Source organism: Streptomyces sp. NPDC086147, from assembly GCF_040702165.1.
Classification (GTDB): Bacteria; Actinomycetota; Actinomycetes; order Streptomycetales; family Streptomycetaceae; genus Streptomyces.
This window is the reverse complement of the sequence record NZ_JBFBJO010000006.1, coordinates 270,143-285,559: the sequence shown is the minus strand read 5'-3', so window position 1 is coordinate 285,559 and position 15,417 is coordinate 270,143. Positions and strand designations below refer to the sequence as shown.

The window sequence follows — 15,417 nt, the reverse complement described above, 5'->3', positions numbered from 1 at the left end:
CCGCGTCCGGGTGTCAGGCCGTGCCCGGCGTCACGAGCCCCGACTCGTACGCGAAGACCACCGCCTGGGCCCGGTCGCGCAGGTCCAGCTTGGCCAGGACCCGGCCGATGTGGGTCTTCACCGTCTGCTCGGCGAGGACCAGACCGCTCGCGATCTCCTGGTTGGACAGGCCCCGGGCGATCAGTTCCAGGACCTCCGTCTCGCGCGGGGTGAGGCCGTTCAGGCGCAGCGCCGTGGTGTCCCGGCGCGGGGCCGGGCGGGAGGCGGCGAAGTCGGCGATCAGGCGGCGGGTCACGGACGGGGCGAGCAGCGCCTCGCCCGCCGCCACCACCCGCACCGCCGCGATCAGGTCAGCCGGCGGCGCGTCCTTGAGGAGGAAGCCGGACGCGCCCGCGCGCAGCGCCTCGTACACGTAGTCGTCCACGTCGAAGGTGGTCAGCATCAGCACCTTCGGCCGGTGCGTGACCCCGGCCGGCGGGGACAGGATCTCGCGGGCCGCCGCGAGCCCGTCCAGCTCCGGCATCCGCACGTCCATGAGGACCACGTCCGGGTGCGCCGACCGCGCCGCCTCCACGCCCCGCCGCCCGTCCGGGGCCTCGCCGACGACGTCGATGTCGGGCTGTGCGGCGAGCAGCGCGGCGAACCCGGCCCGCACCATGGCCTGGTCGTCGACGATGATGACGCGGATGGTCACTCGGGGTCCTCCGTGCGCAGGGGAAGCCGGGCCGCGACCCGGAAGCCGCCGTCGGGCAGCGGCCCGGTGTCCAGCGAGCCGCCGGTCAACCGTACGCGCTCCCGCATGCCGACGAGCCCGTGCCCGGTGCCGGACGCGTCCCGCTCGACGGACGAACCGCCCTCCAGAGACGGCCCGTTGACGACGAGGACCGTCAGCCACCCCCCGTCCGCCCGGACCGAGACCCGGGTCGCGGCGCCGGGCGCGTGCCGGAGGACGTTCGCGAGGGCCTCCTGCACGATCCGGTACGCGGACAGGTCCACCGCCTGCGGGACGTCCCCGAGGTCGGCGGCGAGCCGCAGCTCGGCCGGCACCCCGGCCCGTACGGTCGCCTCCACCAACTGCTGGAGCCGGTCGAGCCCCGGCTGCGGGGCCAGTTCGCCGCCCTCGCCGCCGTCGCTGCGCAGGACCGAGAGCAGTCGGCGCATCTCGGCCAGGGACTCGCGCGCGCTCGCCGCGATGGAGCCGAACTCCTCGCGGGCCGCGTCGGGAAGCTCCGGGATGCGGTACGGCGCCGAATCCGCCTGCACGGTGATCACGGACATGTGGTGGGCCACGACGTCGTGCAGCTCGCGCGCGATCCTGGCCCGCTCCTCCAGGAGCGTGCGGCGGGACCGCTCGGCCTCGCTGATGGTCTCCTGCTCCACGAGCCGCCGCTGGGCGTCGCCCCGCGCGCGCACCGCCGAGGTGAGCAGGAGCAGCACCCCGCTCAGGACGAGCAGCAGGGTGTGGACGCTGGTGTACCCGGCGGGCAGGAACGCCTCCAGGACGTATCCGGCGGCGCCCGTCGCCAGCCAGACCCCGAACAGCGCCCGGCGGGACTCGCGCAGGCCGAGCGCGATCATCAGCGCGCAGTAGCCGACGACGAGCGGCGGCGTCCAGGGCCACAGGTGGGCGCGCGGGCCGTCGGCGGCGAGCAGGACGAGCGCGCCGAGCACGTCGGCGGCGAAGACGACCCACCAGGCCTGGAGGGGGCGGGTGACGGCGAGCAGCAGCGGCGCGGTCTGCGCGGTGCCGATCGCCCCGGCGAGGGCGCCGTTGAGGCCGTAGTCGTCGGCGAGGAGGATGACGGTGCTGGGGAGGAGCGAGGCCGTGAGGGCGAGCGCGACGACGTACGGGAGCAGCCGCACCCAGCGGGAGGCGGCGTCGGCGAGCAGGGGCGCCCCGGGGGTGGTCGGGGTGGTGAGCGCGGCCCCGAACCCATGGAACGCCTCGCGCACCCCGGCGACCGCCCGCCGGGCACCCGCCCCGGGGGGTCCGGGCGGGGGAGCGGGGGACGGCTCGGGCCGGGGCGGGGTGGGCGGCTCGGGCCGCGGTGCGCTGGTCATGGCCCGCCCAGCGTAGGCAGCGGCCCCGGCCCCCGGCGTCATACCGGGGACCGGGGTGCGGCCGGGTGCTCCTGATACCGGGGTACGACCCGGGGGCGCTCGGGAGCCCGGAGCCCCGGCGGCTCGGAACCGGGGACTCAGAGCTCCGCGAGCAGCTCCGCCTTCTTCGTGGAGAACTCCTCGTCCGTCACGAGCCCCGCCCGGTGCAGCTCGCCCAGGTGCCGAATCCTTTCGGCCACCGCTCCGGGGGTCCGGGACCCGACCGGCACGGGGGTGCGGTCCGAGGCCCGGATCGCCGCGAGGACCGCCGCCGCGAAGGGGAGGGACTCGTGGACCAGCCCGTAGCCGAGGCCGAAGACGACGGACGCCGGGTCGTGGTCGGGCTGGCTGGGCCGGGGCCCGCCGTCCCGGCTCAGCAGCCGCAGGTGCCCGTCGAAGACGTCGGGCGAGCGCCACTCGATCCCGCAGAGGTCCCGTACCGAGAAGGTCTGGTCACCGGCCTTCCACTTCTCCGAGGACGCCCCCGTCCAGAACCAGCGGAACGCGACCTCCGCACTGCCGTCGAAGGACGCCTTCCCGTCGTACGCCTTGAAGGACAGCGGTCCCGACGGCGGCGCCACGAGGAACCGCTCGGCGGGCGCCACGCCCCCGTCCGCCCCGTACGGGTCCCCGGGCGCGTCGAGCACCCCACCGTGGTCGTCGAGTCCGTCGTACGGCGCGCTCCCGCCGTGTCCGGCGGCCCCCGCGGCCCCCGGCTCCGGCGGCAGCAGCGCCCGCAGCTCGTCCCGGTAGTACTCGGCGAGCGTCTCGCGGTCCGCCGGGAGCGCGAGCCGGTACGGATCGCAGCTCTCCTTGAGCTGCCCCGCGGCCGCCTCCATCAGCGGATCGGCGCCCGGTCTCGGCACGGCGTGCAGCACGACGGTGTTCCGTTTCCCGGGGGTGAGCGTCACGGACGCCAGCGCTTCGTACGGTACGCGGCGTTCGCGCAGCACCTGGTACAGCTTCGGCGTGCGGATCCCCCGTTCGAAGCGGATGACGAGGGCGTCGCTCTCGAACTCCCAGGCGGCATGAATTCCGGCCAGCACATCACCCATACGCCTCATCGTAAGCGGCGCCCGCTCCGGCGTCGCCCCTGTGAAAGGTCCCGAAATCGCGGGATCTACGCGCGTCGAGACCCTTCCGCGCCGGATATTCCGTCGTGGCAGGCGCCGCCGGCACGTGCGCAGACCAGCCGCGGATAGGCGCCGACGCCTATCGCGGCGAAGTTCCCGAGGCTCACCGTCCCCGGCGTGAAGTAGCCGCTGTGGCCGACGGCCCCGCCCGCCGAGAGCAGCCGCGCGCCGAACTCGGGCGCCACCGGGTCCGCCCCGTGCCCGATCCCGCCCACCTCCAGGTGGGGCACGTCGGCGATCCAGTCGTCCGCGTCCCGCATGGCCCAGATCCGGGCCGGGGTGGCGAGGTCGGCGGCCCGCTCCACCCGCATGCCGGGGCTTCCGGAGACGGCCACGTCCGTCACCCGGGCGGGCAGCCGGGGCGCGGCGACCCCGCAGAGCACGGAGCCGTAGCTGTGGCAGAAGAGCGCCACCCGGGCGTCCCCGGGGAGGGCCTCGGCCAGTCCGACGAGCCGTGCGGCGCCCGCCTCGGCGAGCCGGCCGGTCAGCGCGTCGACGCCGATCCCGGCGGGCGCGGTGTAGTCGGCCCAGGCGATCACCGCGACCCCGGTCCCGGGCGCGGCCCGCCGCTCGGCGTCGTAGAGGGCCCGCGCCATGCCGACGGGGGCCCCGTACCGGCCGTGGGTCCGCTGGAAGGTGAGGAGGTTGGTGTCGACGCCGGGCACGACCACCGAGACGCGCCGGGCCCGCTCCAGGTCCCCGAGGACCTCGGCGGCCCGGCCCGTGCCCGTCGGGTCGAAGGCGAGGATCTGGCGGCCCGGCCGCAGCAGCGAGGCGAAGCGGTCGATCCGGCGCTGTGCCTCGTGCCGGCCCTCGGGGGAGAGCCGGGGGTCGTCGGCCCTGCCGCGCTCGGCGCCGTACGCGCGGGCGAGCGTGATCCGGTTGGCGCGGTAGCGGAGGGCGACCGGGGCGCCGTTGAGGTTGCCGACGACGAACGGGTGCCGCGCGGCGAGCCGGGCGCCGCCCGCCGGGCCGAGCCCGGCGAAGAACGCCGCGACGGTCCGGGGCGGGGCCGCCGGGTCGGGCAGCGGGCGGTGGTCGACCCGGTCGCGCGCCCAGGCGGCGAGCGCGGCCCCGCGGGAGGCCCCCGGCGGGGGCTGGTGCCGGACCGTGGTCCACCCGGTGGTCGCGAGGAGCACGAGCACGACGACGAGCGCGAGCAGGGCGCGCGCGGCGAGGGGGGCGGGAGCGGTGTCGGCAGGTGTCACGGGCCGCCACCCTACGGGGCGGTGGGGACGGTTCCGTACCAGGTGGGACGGAGGTCACGCTTCCGTGGAACGGGGAACCGGGAGGGGCCGGAAGACGTCTCGTACGGCCCCTAGGAGGCGTTCCGCCGGTCCCGCCAGTGCGGGGTCAGGGCCGGGCCGAGGTGGTCGAGGTACTGCTCGGTGAGCGCGCGGATGGCCTCCAGGCTCTGGTCCGTGCCCCGGCCCCACATCTGCCCGGTCACCCGCATCACCCCGCTGAACGCGGCCACCGCGATCCGGGGCCGCGGGTCCGCGTCCACGTCGACGCCCTCGCGCTCGGCGATGATCCGGGCGATCGTCTCCTCCATCTCGGTGGAGCGGCGCAGGTGGACGGCGAGCAGCGCGGGCGTCGACTCGATCAGCCGGAAGGTGCGCAGGTACAGCTCGACCGGGACGACCGCGGTGATGGCCTCGCCGATGGTGTCCCAGGAGGAGAGGACGGCGTTGCGCATCGCGTCGAGGGGGCCCTCGGCCGGGGGCCGCTGCTCCAGGGAGCGGACGAAGCGCTCCTCCACCATCTGCTGGACGGCGAAGGCGACCTCCTCCTTGGAGGAGAAGTAGCGGAAGAAGGTGCGCTGGGAGACCTCGACGGCCTCGACGATCTCGTCGACCGTGGTCCGCTCGTACCCCTGGGCGGTGAAGAGTTCGAGGGCCACCCGGATCAGCGCGTCACGCGTCCGCTGCTTCTTCCGCTCGCGCAGACCGGTCAGGGTCACCTCGGGTTCCTCTTCTCCGGCGCCACAGACGCTTTGCGGGGGTTTCTTCCGGCTCAGCGTACCTGTGAGCTACGTGACAGTTACCGACGCGTGAATCGCTTTGTCAATTGTCAGCGACTGTCACTAGCCTCGGTGTATGACTAGTCAGACCACCGTGGAAAAGGCCCCGCAGGGCCAGGGGGGTACCCCGGGACCCGCATCGGGTCCGGCGAAGGGACTGCGCGGCCATCCCTGGCTGACCCTGTTCGCCGTCGCCGTGGGCGTGATGATGGTCGCGCTCGACGGCACGATCGTCGCGATCGCCAACCCCGCCATCAAGGCCGATCTCGACGCCTCGCTCGCCCAGGTCCAGTGGATCACCAACGGCTACCTGCTCGCGCTCGCCGTCGCCCTGATCACCGCCGGCAAGCTCGGTGACCGTTTCGGCCACCGCCAGACCTTCCTCATCGGCATCGCCGGCTTCGCCGCCGCCTCCGGCGCGATCGGCCTCTCCGACTCGATCGCGGCCGTGATCGCCTTCCGCATCCTCCAGGGCCTCTTCGGCGCCCTGCTGATGCCGGCCGCCCTCGGCCTGCTGCGCGCCACCTTCCCCGCCGAGAAGCTGAACATGGCGATCGGCATCTGGGGCATGGTCATCGGCGCCTCGACGGCCGGCGGCCCGATCGTCGGCGGCCTGCTCGTCGAGCACGTCAGCTGGCAGTCCGTCTTCTTCATCAACGTGCCGGTCGGCGTCGTCGCGCTCGTCTTCGGCCTGGTGATCCTGAAGGACCACCGCGCGGAGAACGCGCCGCGCTCCTTCGACATCCCCGGCATCCTGCTGCTCTCCGGCGCCATGGGCACCCTGGTCTGGGGCCTCATCAAGGCCGGCGAGTCCTGGGGCTGGGGCGGCGCCAAGACGTGGGGCTGCCTGCTCGGCGCGGTGCTCCTCTTCGCGCTCTTCGCCCTCTGGGAGACGAAGGTCAAGGAGCCGCTCATCCCGCTGGCCATGTTCCGCTCCGTGCCGCTCTCGGCCGGTGTGGTGCTGATGGTCCTGATGGCCTTCGCCTTCATGGGAGGCCTGTTCTTCGTGACCTTCTACCTCCAGGGCGTGAAGGGGCTCAGCCCGGTCGACAGCGGTCTGCGCCTGCTGCCGCTGACCGCGATGATGATCGTCTCCTCGCCGCTGGCCGGCGCGCTGATCACCAAGTTCGGTCCGCGCGTGCCGCTCGTCGGCGGCATGGTCTGCACGGCCGCCGCGATGTTCGGCATGATCACGCTCTCCGAGGGCACCGACACCCTTGTCATGTCCCTCTGGTTCGCCCTCCTCGGACTGGGCCTCGCCCCGGTCATGGTCGGCGCCACCGAGGTCATCGTCGGCAACGCCCCGCTGGAGCTCTCCGGCGTGGCCGGCGGTCTGCAGCAGGCCGCCATGCAGGTCGGCGGCGCGCTCGGCACGGCTGTCCTCGGCGCCGTCATGTCCTCCAAGGTCTCCGACGTCTTCGCGGACAACTGGAAGGCGGCCGGGATCCCGGCCCCGCCCAACACGCAGCTGGAGCAGGCCGCCGAGTTCGGCATGGTCCCGCCGGAGCTGGCCAAGGCGCCGGGCATGACCCCCGACCTCGTCCAGGTGATCGGCGGCGTCATCCACGACACCTTCCTCCAGGGCATGGGCCTGGCCTTCACCGTCGCCGGTGTCGTCGCGGTCGTCGCGGCGGGCGTCGCCCTGCTGACCAAGCGCGGCGAGAACGCGGAGGCGGGCATGGGCGGCGCCCACATCTGACCTGCGCGTTCTCTTCTCGCACGGGTCTCCGGCGCGTCTCTCGCACGCCTCTCGCGCACCTTTCACACGTCTTTCGTACGGCCCCCGCCGGACCCGGTCCGGCGGGGGCCGTCGCCCTTTCGGGTGAAGAAGCTTTGGCCCCCTTCTCAACAGGCGGTGACCTCCGGCAGAGTTCTTGTCACGGAGAGTGACGAAACCGGGGGTTGAGAACCTTGAACGATCTGCGTGCGAAGCGACTGCTGACGACCGCCGTCCTGGCGGTCCTCCTCCTCGCCGCCCTGCCGGGCGCGGCGACCGCCACGGCGACCGGCAGGGCCGCCGCCACGGGGGTGACGCTCGGGGCCTGCGGTCCCGGAAAGCTCTGCCTCTGGCCCAGGCCCGACTTCAGGGGCGCGGTCCGGACCCACGAGCTGGCCACGACCGACGTCGACAGCTGCGTCGCCCTGCCGGCCGGCACCTCGGCCCAGTCCCTCGCGAACCGCACCGGACGGCCGGTCACCACCTACCAGTCCGCCGAGTGCGCGGAGACGGGCGAGTTCGAGACCTACCCGGGGAAGGGCACCTGGGTGCCGCAGTCGCCCCACGAGGTCAGAGCGTTCAAGATCTGGGAGCGGTAGGGGCGCAGGGGGAGCTGGGCGTCGGGAGACGACGCGGGGCGGCTTGGGAAAACGCCGAAAGGCGGCGGAACCGTCGGTCCCACCGCCCCTCGGCTCCCCTCACGGGGTACGGCTCACGCGTCGCCGCCCGCCGCGCCCGGGTCCGCCGCCGCCACGTCGAGCAGCTGGTAGCGGTCCACGGCCTGCTTCAGGGCCGACCGCTCGACCTTGCCCTCGCGGGCCAGCTCGGTCAGCACCGCGAGCACGATCGACTGGGCGTCGATGTGGAAGTAGCGACGGGCCGCGCCGCGCGTGTCCGCGAAGCCGAAGCCGTCCGCGCCCAGCGAGGTGTACGTGCCCGGGACCCAGCGGGAGATCTGGTCCGGCACCGAGCGCATCCAGTCCGAGACCGCCACGAACGGGCCCTCGGCGCCCTGGAGCTTGCGCGTCACGTACGGGACGCGCTGCTCCTCGTCCGGGTGGAGCAGGTTGTGCTCCTCGACGGCCACGGCCTCGCGGCGCAGCTCGGTCCAGGAGGTGGCGGACCAGACGTCGGCCCGCACGTTCCACTCCTCGGCGAGGATCCGCTGCGCCTCGATCGCCCACGGCACGCCGACGCCGGAGGCCATGATCTGCGCGGGGATCGTGCCCGCCTCGGCCGGCTTGAAGCGGTGGATGCCCTGGAGGATGCCCTCCACGTCCACGTCCTCCGGCTCGGCCGGGTGCTGGATCGGCTCGTTGTAGACGGTCAGGTAGTAGAAGACGTCCTCGGCCTCGGGGCCGTACATCCGGCGCAGACCGTCCTTGACGATGTGCGCGATCTCGAAGCCGAACGCCGGGTCGTAGGCGATGCAGGCCGGGTTGGTGGAAGCGAGGAGGTGGGAGTGTCCGTCCGCGTGCTGGAGGCCCTCGCCGGTCAGCGTCGTGCGGCCGGCGGTGGCGCCGAGGACGAAGCCGCGCGCCAGCTGGTCGGCCATCTGCCAGAACTGGTCGCCGGTCCGCTGGAAGCCGAACATCGAGTAGAAGACGTACACCGGGATCAGCGGCTCGCCGTGCGTGGCGTACGCGGAGCCGGCGGCGATCAGCGAGGCCGTGCAGCCGGCCTCGGAGATGCCGTCGTGCAGCATCTGGCCGGTCGGCGACTCCTTGTAGGCGAGGAGGAGTTCGCGGTCCACCGCCTCGTACTGCTGGCCCAGCGGGTTGTAGATCTTGGCGCTCGGGAAGAACGCGTCCATGCCGAAGGTGCGGTACTCGTCGGGGGCGATCAGCACGAAGCGCTTGCCGATCTCCTTGTCCCGCATGAGGTCCTTCAGGATGCGGACGAACGCCATGGTGGTGGCGATCGACTGCTGGCCCGAGCCCTTCTTGGCCGCCGCGTAGGCCTTGTCGTCGGGGAGCTCCAGCGGCTTCGCCCGCACGACCCGGGTCGGCACGTACCCGCCGAGCGCCTTGCGGCGGTCGTGCATGTACTGGATCTCCTCGGAGTCCCGGCCCGGGTGGTAGTACGGGGGCAGGCCCTCCTCGATCTGCTTGTCCGTGACCGGGATGTGCAGCCGGTCGCGGAAGCGCTTGAGGTCGTCGACCGTCAGCTTCTTCATCTGGTGGGTCGCGTTGCGGCCCTCGAAGTTGGGGCCGAGCGTCCAGCCCTTGACGGTCTGCGCGAGGATCACGGTCGGCTGGCCGGCGTGGGCCTTCGCCGCCGCGTAGGCCGCGTAGATCTTCCGGTGGTCGTGGCCGCCGCGGCCCAGGTGCAGGACCTGCTGGTCGCTCATGCCCTCGACCATGGCCCGCAGCCGCTGGTCGTCGCCGAAGAAGTGGTCCCGGATGTAGCCGCCGGTCTCCGTGGCGTACGTCTGGAACTGGCCGTCCGGGGTGGTGTTCAGCTTGTTGACCAGGATGCCGTCCCGGTCCTGCGCGAGCAGCGGGTCCCAGGAGCGGTCCCAGATCAGCTTGATGACGTTCCAGCCGTTGCCCCGGAAGATCGACTCCAGCTCCTGGATGATCTTGCCGTTGCCGCGCACCGGGCCGTCGAGCCGCTGGAGGTTGCAGTTGACGACGAAGGTGAGGTTGTCCAGGCCCTCGCGGGCCGCGATGGAGAGCTGGCCGAGGGACTCCACCTCGTCCATCTCGCCGTCGCCGAGGAACGCCCACACGTGCGACTTGGAGGTGTCGGCGATACCGCGCGCCTCCATGTAGCGGTTCATCCGGGCCTGGTAGATCGCGCCGAGCGGGCCGAGGCCCATCGACACGGTCGGGAACTCCCAGAAGTCCGGCATCAGCCGCGGGTGCGGGTAGGAGGAGAGGCCGTTCGGGAACTTGGACCTCTCCTGGCGGAAGCCGTCGAGCTGGGCCTCGTTCAGCCGGTCGAGCAGATACGCGCGGGCGTAGATGCCGGGGGAGGCGTGGCCCTGGAAGAAGATCTGGTCGCCGCCGTCGCCCTCGTCCTTGCCGCGGAAGAAGTGGTTGAAGCCGACGTCGTAGAGGGAGGCCGAGGAGGCGAAGGTCGCGATGTGGCCACCGACGCCGATGCCCGGGCGCTGGGCGCGCGAGACCATCACGGCCGCGTTCCACCGGGTGGCGTTGAGGACCTTGCGCTCGACCTCCTCGTTCCCGGGGAAGAAGGGCTCGTCCTTGGTGGCGATGGTGTTGACGTAGTCCGAGCTGCGCATCTCGGGCACGGCCACGCGCTTCTCGCGGGCGCGCTCGATCAGCCGGAGCATGAGGTAGCGGGCCCGGGCCCGGCCCCGCTCGTCGACGGCAGCGTCGAGGGAGTCGAGCCATTCCTGGGTCTCTTCCGGATCGAAGTCCGGGACCTGGCTGGGAAGGCCGCCAATGATGATCGGGTTGCGATCGGATCCGGGAGCCACGCTCTTCCTTCGCTGTTCGGGGTGGTCACGGGGCCACGGTGTGGTCGGGATCTCCATCGTGTACCCCGCCGACACCGGACGTCATCTTTACCGAGGGGTAACCCTTCGGGGCGTCCTCCAGGTGCCAGGGTGTGGTCAAATCGCAACCTTACGCCCAACCCGCGCATGCGTTTCGTCCGGGCGTTCGGCAGACTGAAGAGTCAGAAGTCCTCGAAAGCGGACGAACCGCTCGCACCCGATCACGGAGGGGGTCCCGCAGTGCCGGAAGTTGCGGCGAGACGGCCCCAAACGTCACCGTTTCGGCGGTCTCCGGGGCCGGGTACTTGCGCGATCCGCCCCGGCACGTGTGGACTACGGCCAGCGCCGCGCGCACACGCGCGGCCCACAAGCATTTTCCGAATGAGCAGGAGGCAAGCCGTGAGCGCGACCGCGGACCACGCGGAGGAGCGGACCAACCCGGCATCCAGGCTGGGGTTCGAGCCCGGACAGGTGGTCCAGGAGATCGGCTACGACGACGACGTCGACCAGGATCTCCGTGAAGGCATCGAGTCCATCATCGGGGCCGATCTCGTGGACGAGGACTACGACGACGTCGCCGACGGCGTCGTCCTGTGGTTCCGCGACGAGGACGGTGATCTCACCGACGCCCTGGTGGACGCCATCGGTTTTCTGGAGGACGGCGGCATGATCTGGCTGCTGACGCCGAAGACCGGCCGCGACGGCTACATCGAGCCGAGCGACATCAACGATGCCGCGCAGACCGCTGGTCTCTCCCAGACCAAGAGCATCAGCCTCGCCAAGGACTGGGTGGGCACCCGCCTGGCCTCTCCGAAGCGCTGATCACCCACGCCGCGACGAGCCCCCGCAGGACCCGGTCCTGCGGGGGCCTTCGCGTAGGGGCGCGAGCCTTCCCGTACGGACGCGGGTCTTCGCGCACCGGCGCGGGTCCTTCGGTCCGCCGTGTGCGGACACGCCCCCTCGTCCGGGGACGGGGCGGGGCCCTTCGCGCACCGGCGTAGGGTGGGGTTCACCGTTTCGGCCCAGGGCCCCGGGTTCCGTCGGCCCGGTGTCGCGGGCCCCGTCGAGAGGGACGCGCACGCGATGGCGATCGAGGTCGGCACCGAGGCCCCGGATTTCGAGCTCAAGGACAACCACGGGCGCACCGTGCGGCTCGCCGACCTCCGCGGCGAGAAGAACGTCCTGCTGTTCTTCTACCCCTTCGCCTTCACCGGCGTCTGCACCGGTGAGCTGCGCGAGCTCCGCGCCAACCTCCCGGCGTTCGTCAACGACGACACCCAGCTCCTCGCCGTCTCCGCCGACTCCGTCCCCACCCTGCGCGTCTTCGGCGACCAGGAGGACCTGGAGTTCCCGCTGCTCTCCGACTTCTGGCCGCACGGCGAGGTCTCCCGCGCCTACGGCGTCTTCGACGAGGAGAAGGGCTGCGCGGTGCGCGGCACCTTCGTCCTCGACAAGACGGGGACCGTCCGCTGGAGCGTCGTCAACGCCCTGCCGGACGCCCGCGACGCCGCCGCCTACGTGAAGGCGCTGGAAGCCCTCTGAGGGGCCCGGGCGGGGTTCCGGAGGGGCTTCCGGGCGCTCTCCGGGGCCGACACCCTCGGATCCACCGGGCGAATCGACTGTTTCGACCGGGAACCCGTCACTAGGATCCAGACGTTGATCCGATGCCAACGCACGACTGGGGGCGCTGCCCCTGGAAACCTATGGAGGGACTCGTGGGAGTCAGCCTCAGCAAGGGCGGCAACGTCTCGCTGACCAAGGAGGCCCCTGGCCTCACCGCCGTGACCGTCGGTCTGGGCTGGGACGTCCGCACCACCACCGGTACGGACTTCGACCTCGACGCCAGCGCCATCCTGGTGAGCGAGGAGGGCAAGGTCCGCAACGACCAGGACTTCGTCTTCTTCAACAACCTGAAGAGCGCCGACGGCTCCGTCGAGCACACCGGTGACAACCTCACCGGCGAGGGCGAGGGCGACGACGAGCAGGTCAAGGTCGACCTGGCGGGCGTGCCGGCCGACGTGGCCAAGATCGTCTTCCCGGTCTCGATCTACGACGCCGAGAACCGCCAGCAGTCCTTCGGCCAGGTGCGCAACGCGTTCATCCGCGTCGTGAACCAGGCCGGAGGCGCCGAGATCGCCCGGTACGACCTCTCCGAGGACGCCTCGACCGAGACCGCCATGGTCTTCGGCGAGCTGTACCGCCACGGCGCGGAGTGGAAGTTCCGCGCCGTCGGCCAGGGCTACGCCTCGGGCCTGCGCGGCATCGCGCAGGACTTCGGCGTCAACGTCTGAGCCGAACCGCACGAACCGTCCGGCGCCGCACTCGGAAGTGCGGCGCCGGACGTGCCTCATCATCCACCGGGGAGGAACAGAACCATGGGCGTCACGCTCGCCAAGGGAGGCAACGTCTCCCTCTCCAAGGCCGCACCCAACCTCACCCAGGTCCTCGTCGGGCTCGGCTGGGACGCGCGCTCCACCACCGGAGCCCCCTTCGACCTCGACGCCAGCGCCCTGCTCTGCCAGGCCGGCCGGGTGCTCGGGGACGAGTACTTCGTCTTCTACAACCAGCTCCGCAGCCCCGAGGGCTCCGTCGAGCACACCGGTGACAACCTCACCGGCGAGGGGGACGGCGACGACGAGTCCCTCGTCGTGGACCTCACCAAGGTGCCGGCCCACTGCGACAAGATCGTCTTCCCGGTCTCGATCCACGACGCCGACAACCGCGGCCAGAGCTTCGGCCAGGTCAGCAACGCCTTCATCCGGGTCGTCAACCAGACGGACGGTCAGGAGCTCGCCCGCTACGACCTTTCCGAGGACGCCTCCACCGAGACCGCGATGATCTTCGGCGAGCTCTACCGCTACAACGGCGAATGGAAGTTCAGGGCGGTCGGTCAGGGGTACGCGTCCGGGCTGCGGGGCATCGCTCTAGACTTCGGGGTCAACGTTTCGTAAAGCCATGTAATTTCACGATGGGGTAGACAGTGGTTCTGAAAACCTTCGGCTGGTCGTTCGCCATCACGGCGCTCGGCCTGGCCTTCGCCGCTTGGCAGTGGGGGTGGGAGGCGTTCGGGGTCGTTCTGATCCTGTCGATCCTCGAGATCTCGCTGTCCTTCGACAACGCGGTCGTCAACGCCGGAATCCTGAAGAAGATGAACGCCTTCTGGCAGAAGATCTTCCTCACGATCGGCATCCTGATCGCCGTCTTCGGCATGCGGCTGGTCTTCCCCGTCGCGATCGTCGCCATCAGCGCCAAGGTCGGACCGATCGAGGCCGTCCAGCTCGCCCTGGACGAGCCCGAGCGGTACGAGGCCCTGGTCACGGACGCCCACCCGGCGATCGCCGCCTTCGGTGGCATGTTCCTGCTGATGATCTTCCTCGACTTCATCTTCGAGGACCGCGACATCAAGTGGCTCTCCTGGCTGGAGCGTCCGCTGGCCAAGCTCGGCAAGGTCGACATGCTGTCGGTCTGCGTCGCGCTCATCGCCCTGCTCGTCGCGGCGATGACCTTCGCGACGCACGCGCACACCAGCGTCGGGCACGTGGACAAGTCCGCGACCGTGCTGCTCTCCGGTGTCGCCGGTCTGATCACCTACCTCGTCGTCGGCGGCCTCTCCGGCTTCTTCGAGAACAAGCTGGAGGAAGAGGAGGAGCGCGAGCACGAGGAGGAGGAGAAGGCCAAGGCCGAGGGCAAGCCGGTCTCGGCGGTCGGCCTCGCCGGAAAGGCCGCGTTCTTCCTCTTCCTGTACCTGGAAGTCCTCGACGCCTCGTTCTCCTTCGACGGCGTCATCGGCGCCTTCGCCATCACGAACCACATCTTCTGGATGGCGCTCGGCCTCGGCATCGGCGCCATGTACGTCCGTTCGCTCACGGTCTACCTGGTCCGCGAGGGCACCCTGGACGACTACGTCTACCTGGAGCACGGCGCGCACTACGCGATCGGCGCGCTCGCCGTCATCCTGCTCGTCACCATCCAGCACGAGATCAGCGAGCTCATCACCGGCTCCATCGGCGTGATCCTGATCGCGCTGTCCTTCTGGTCGTCCGTCCGCCGCAACAAGGCGATCGCGGCGGCCGAGGGCGGCTCCCCGGGAGACAAGACAGAGGTGACGTCGGGGGTGTGACACCCCCGACGACGAGGAACGCTTCACTGCGGGGCGGCCGGAGCACCCGGCCGCCCCGCGGGCATGTGGGGACGCAGACGAGCGGTGGGGGTGGGGCGGCATGGCCTTCTGGGACAACCTGTTCGCGGGGAGGGCGGCACAGTTCGATTCGGGCAACGCCGTGTCGAACGCGATCGACCTGACGAAACGGCGCCCGTCCGTCTCGCTCACCAAACAGGGGGCCGCCACCGGCAACCTCCGGGTGAACCTCTCCTGGCGGATGCGGACCTCCGACATCGAGGGCCGCTCCCGCCAGAGCGGTCGGCTGCTGCGCAACCCCGCCCAGTTCTTCAAGCCCGAGGTCGTCCAGGCGCACACCCAGGGCATGGTCAACGTCGACCTCGACCTGGGCTGCCTCTACGAGCTGGCCGACGGTTCCAAGGGCGTGGTGCAGCCGCTGGGCAACTTCTTCGGCGACCTGAACACGGCCCCGTACGTGAAGCTGAGCGGGGACGACCGCTTCGGCGGCTCCTCCGGGGAGACGATCTTCGTCAATCTGGACCAGCGCGACGCGATCAAAAGGCTGCTGTTCTTCGTCTACATCTACGACCAGACCCCGGCCTTCGACCGCACCCACGCCAAGGTCACGCTCTACCCGAGCAACGGCCCCCGGATCGAGATCGAGCTCGACGAGCGGGCCCCGCAGGCCCGCTCCTGCGCGGTCTTCTCCCTGGAGAACGTCAAGGGCGACCTGACGGTCCGGCGCGAGGTGCGGTTCGTGTACGGCTTCCAGGCGGAGCTGGACCGGCTGTACGGGTGGGGCCTCCAGTGGGGCCGCGGCTACAAGACCAAGACGTGACGGGCGGGCGCCGTGCCCATCGG

14 protein-coding genes are annotated in these 15,417 nt (G+C 71.4%); 8 read left to right on the top strand and 6 right to left on the bottom strand.

The genetic code is table 11. The features are described from left to right. Positions 1–13: 13 nt before the first annotated feature. The 5 genes from AB0398_RS16715 to AB0398_RS16695 form a co-directional block, all read right to left on the bottom strand. Positions 14–694 (bottom strand): response regulator transcription factor, encoded by a 681-nt coding sequence (locus AB0398_RS16715; RefSeq protein WP_366375702.1) that lies wholly within the window; start codon positions 692–694, stop codon positions 14–16. Beyond that, positions 691–2,103, bottom strand: coding sequence for a sensor histidine kinase (locus tag AB0398_RS16710; RefSeq protein ID WP_366375701.1), 1,413 nt, complete (start codon positions 2,101–2,103; stop codon positions 691–693). The genes AB0398_RS16715 and AB0398_RS16710 overlap by 4 nt, the downstream gene beginning before the upstream one ends. Before the next feature lie 95 nt (positions 2,104–2,198). Then, positions 2,199–3,155 carry a DUF4429 domain-containing protein gene (locus tag AB0398_RS16705; RefSeq protein ID WP_366375699.1) on the bottom strand — a complete coding sequence of 319 codons (957 nt, stop codon included), beginning with the start codon at positions 3,153–3,155 and terminating at the stop codon, positions 2,199–2,201. 65 nt (positions 3,156–3,220) lie between these two features. Beyond that, positions 3,221–4,441 (bottom strand): alpha/beta hydrolase, encoded by a 1,221-nt coding sequence (locus AB0398_RS16700; protein WP_366375697.1) that lies wholly within the window; start codon positions 4,439–4,441, stop codon positions 3,221–3,223. Between the two features lie 110 nt (positions 4,442–4,551). Then, positions 4,552–5,196 (bottom strand): TetR family transcriptional regulator, encoded by a 645-nt coding sequence (locus AB0398_RS16695; RefSeq protein WP_366375695.1) that lies wholly within the window; start codon positions 5,194–5,196, stop codon positions 4,552–4,554. A 136-nt stretch (positions 5,197–5,332) separates the two neighbouring features. Between AB0398_RS16695 and AB0398_RS16690 the strand changes: the two genes are divergently transcribed. Both AB0398_RS16690 and AB0398_RS16685 read left to right on the top strand, forming a co-directional pair. After that, a complete protein-coding gene (locus tag AB0398_RS16690) occupies positions 5,333–6,955 on the top strand; it encodes an MFS transporter (protein ID WP_366375693.1) in 1,623 nt (540 codons plus the stop codon). Positions 6,956–7,233: 278 nt separating this feature from the next. Continuing rightward, positions 7,234–7,572: a peptidase inhibitor family I36 protein gene (locus tag AB0398_RS16685; RefSeq protein WP_366375888.1), complete on the top strand. Its 339-nt coding sequence runs from the start codon at positions 7,234–7,236 to the stop codon at positions 7,570–7,572. Positions 7,573–7,685: 113 nt separating this feature from the next. Here AB0398_RS16685 and aceE read toward each other — a convergent pair whose 3' ends face one another. Then, positions 7,686–10,418 (bottom strand): pyruvate dehydrogenase (acetyl-transferring), homodimeric type, encoded by a 2,733-nt coding sequence (gene aceE, locus AB0398_RS16680; protein WP_366375691.1) that lies wholly within the window; start codon positions 10,416–10,418, stop codon positions 7,686–7,688. Between the two features lie 417 nt (positions 10,419–10,835). Here aceE and AB0398_RS16675 point away from each other — a divergent pair, with 417 nt between their 5' ends. The 6 genes from AB0398_RS16675 to AB0398_RS16650 all read left to right on the top strand — a co-directional run bounded on the left by AB0398_RS16675 (position 10,836) and on the right by AB0398_RS16650 (position 15,394). Further along, complete coding sequence (locus AB0398_RS16675) at positions 10,836–11,258, top strand: DUF3052 domain-containing protein (protein ID WP_366375689.1); 423 nt, start codon at positions 10,836–10,838, stop codon at positions 11,256–11,258. A 261-nt stretch (positions 11,259–11,519) separates the two neighbouring features. Next, positions 11,520–11,978, top strand: coding sequence for a peroxiredoxin (locus AB0398_RS16670; RefSeq protein WP_366375688.1), 459 nt, complete (start codon positions 11,520–11,522; stop codon positions 11,976–11,978). 173 nt (positions 11,979–12,151) lie between these two features. After that, positions 12,152–12,727: a TerD family protein gene (locus AB0398_RS16665; RefSeq protein WP_053647320.1), complete on the top strand. Its 576-nt coding sequence runs from the start codon at positions 12,152–12,154 to the stop codon at positions 12,725–12,727. 84 nt (positions 12,728–12,811) lie between these two features. Continuing rightward, positions 12,812–13,387: a TerD family protein gene (locus AB0398_RS16660; RefSeq protein ID WP_030210759.1), complete on the top strand. Its 576-nt coding sequence runs from the start codon at positions 12,812–12,814 to the stop codon at positions 13,385–13,387. A gap of 29 nt (positions 13,388–13,416) precedes the next feature. After that, complete coding sequence (locus AB0398_RS16655) at positions 13,417–14,556, top strand: DUF475 domain-containing protein (RefSeq protein ID WP_366375686.1); 1,140 nt, start codon at positions 13,417–13,419, stop codon at positions 14,554–14,556. Between the two features lie 100 nt (positions 14,557–14,656). After that, on the top strand, positions 14,657–15,394 hold the full coding sequence (locus AB0398_RS16650) for a Tellurium resistance (protein ID WP_366375684.1): 738 nt from the start codon (positions 14,657–14,659) through the stop codon (positions 15,392–15,394). The last annotated feature ends 23 nt before the right edge of the window (positions 15,395–15,417 follow it).

What these genes read in the sequence shown, in the direction of transcription:
- AB0398_RS16705 (WP_366375699.1), bottom strand. Translation starts at nt 3,155, where the DNA reads ATGGGTGATGTGCTGGCCGGAATTCATGCCGCCTGGGAGTTCGAGAGC.
- AB0398_RS16710 (WP_366375701.1), bottom strand. Translation starts at nt 2,103, where the DNA reads ATGACGCCGGGGGCCGGGGCCGCTGCCTACGCTGGGCGGGCCATGACC.
- AB0398_RS16690 (WP_366375693.1), top strand. Translation starts at nt 5,333, where the DNA reads ATGACTAGTCAGACCACCGTGGAAAAGGCCCCGCAGGGCCAGGGGGGT.
- AB0398_RS16650 (WP_366375684.1), top strand. Translation starts at nt 14,657, where the DNA reads ATGGCCTTCTGGGACAACCTGTTCGCGGGGAGGGCGGCACAGTTCGAT.
- AB0398_RS16660 (WP_030210759.1), top strand. Translation starts at nt 12,812, where the DNA reads ATGGGCGTCACGCTCGCCAAGGGAGGCAACGTCTCCCTCTCCAAGGCC.
- AB0398_RS16670 (WP_366375688.1), top strand. Translation starts at nt 11,520, where the DNA reads ATGGCGATCGAGGTCGGCACCGAGGCCCCGGATTTCGAGCTCAAGGAC.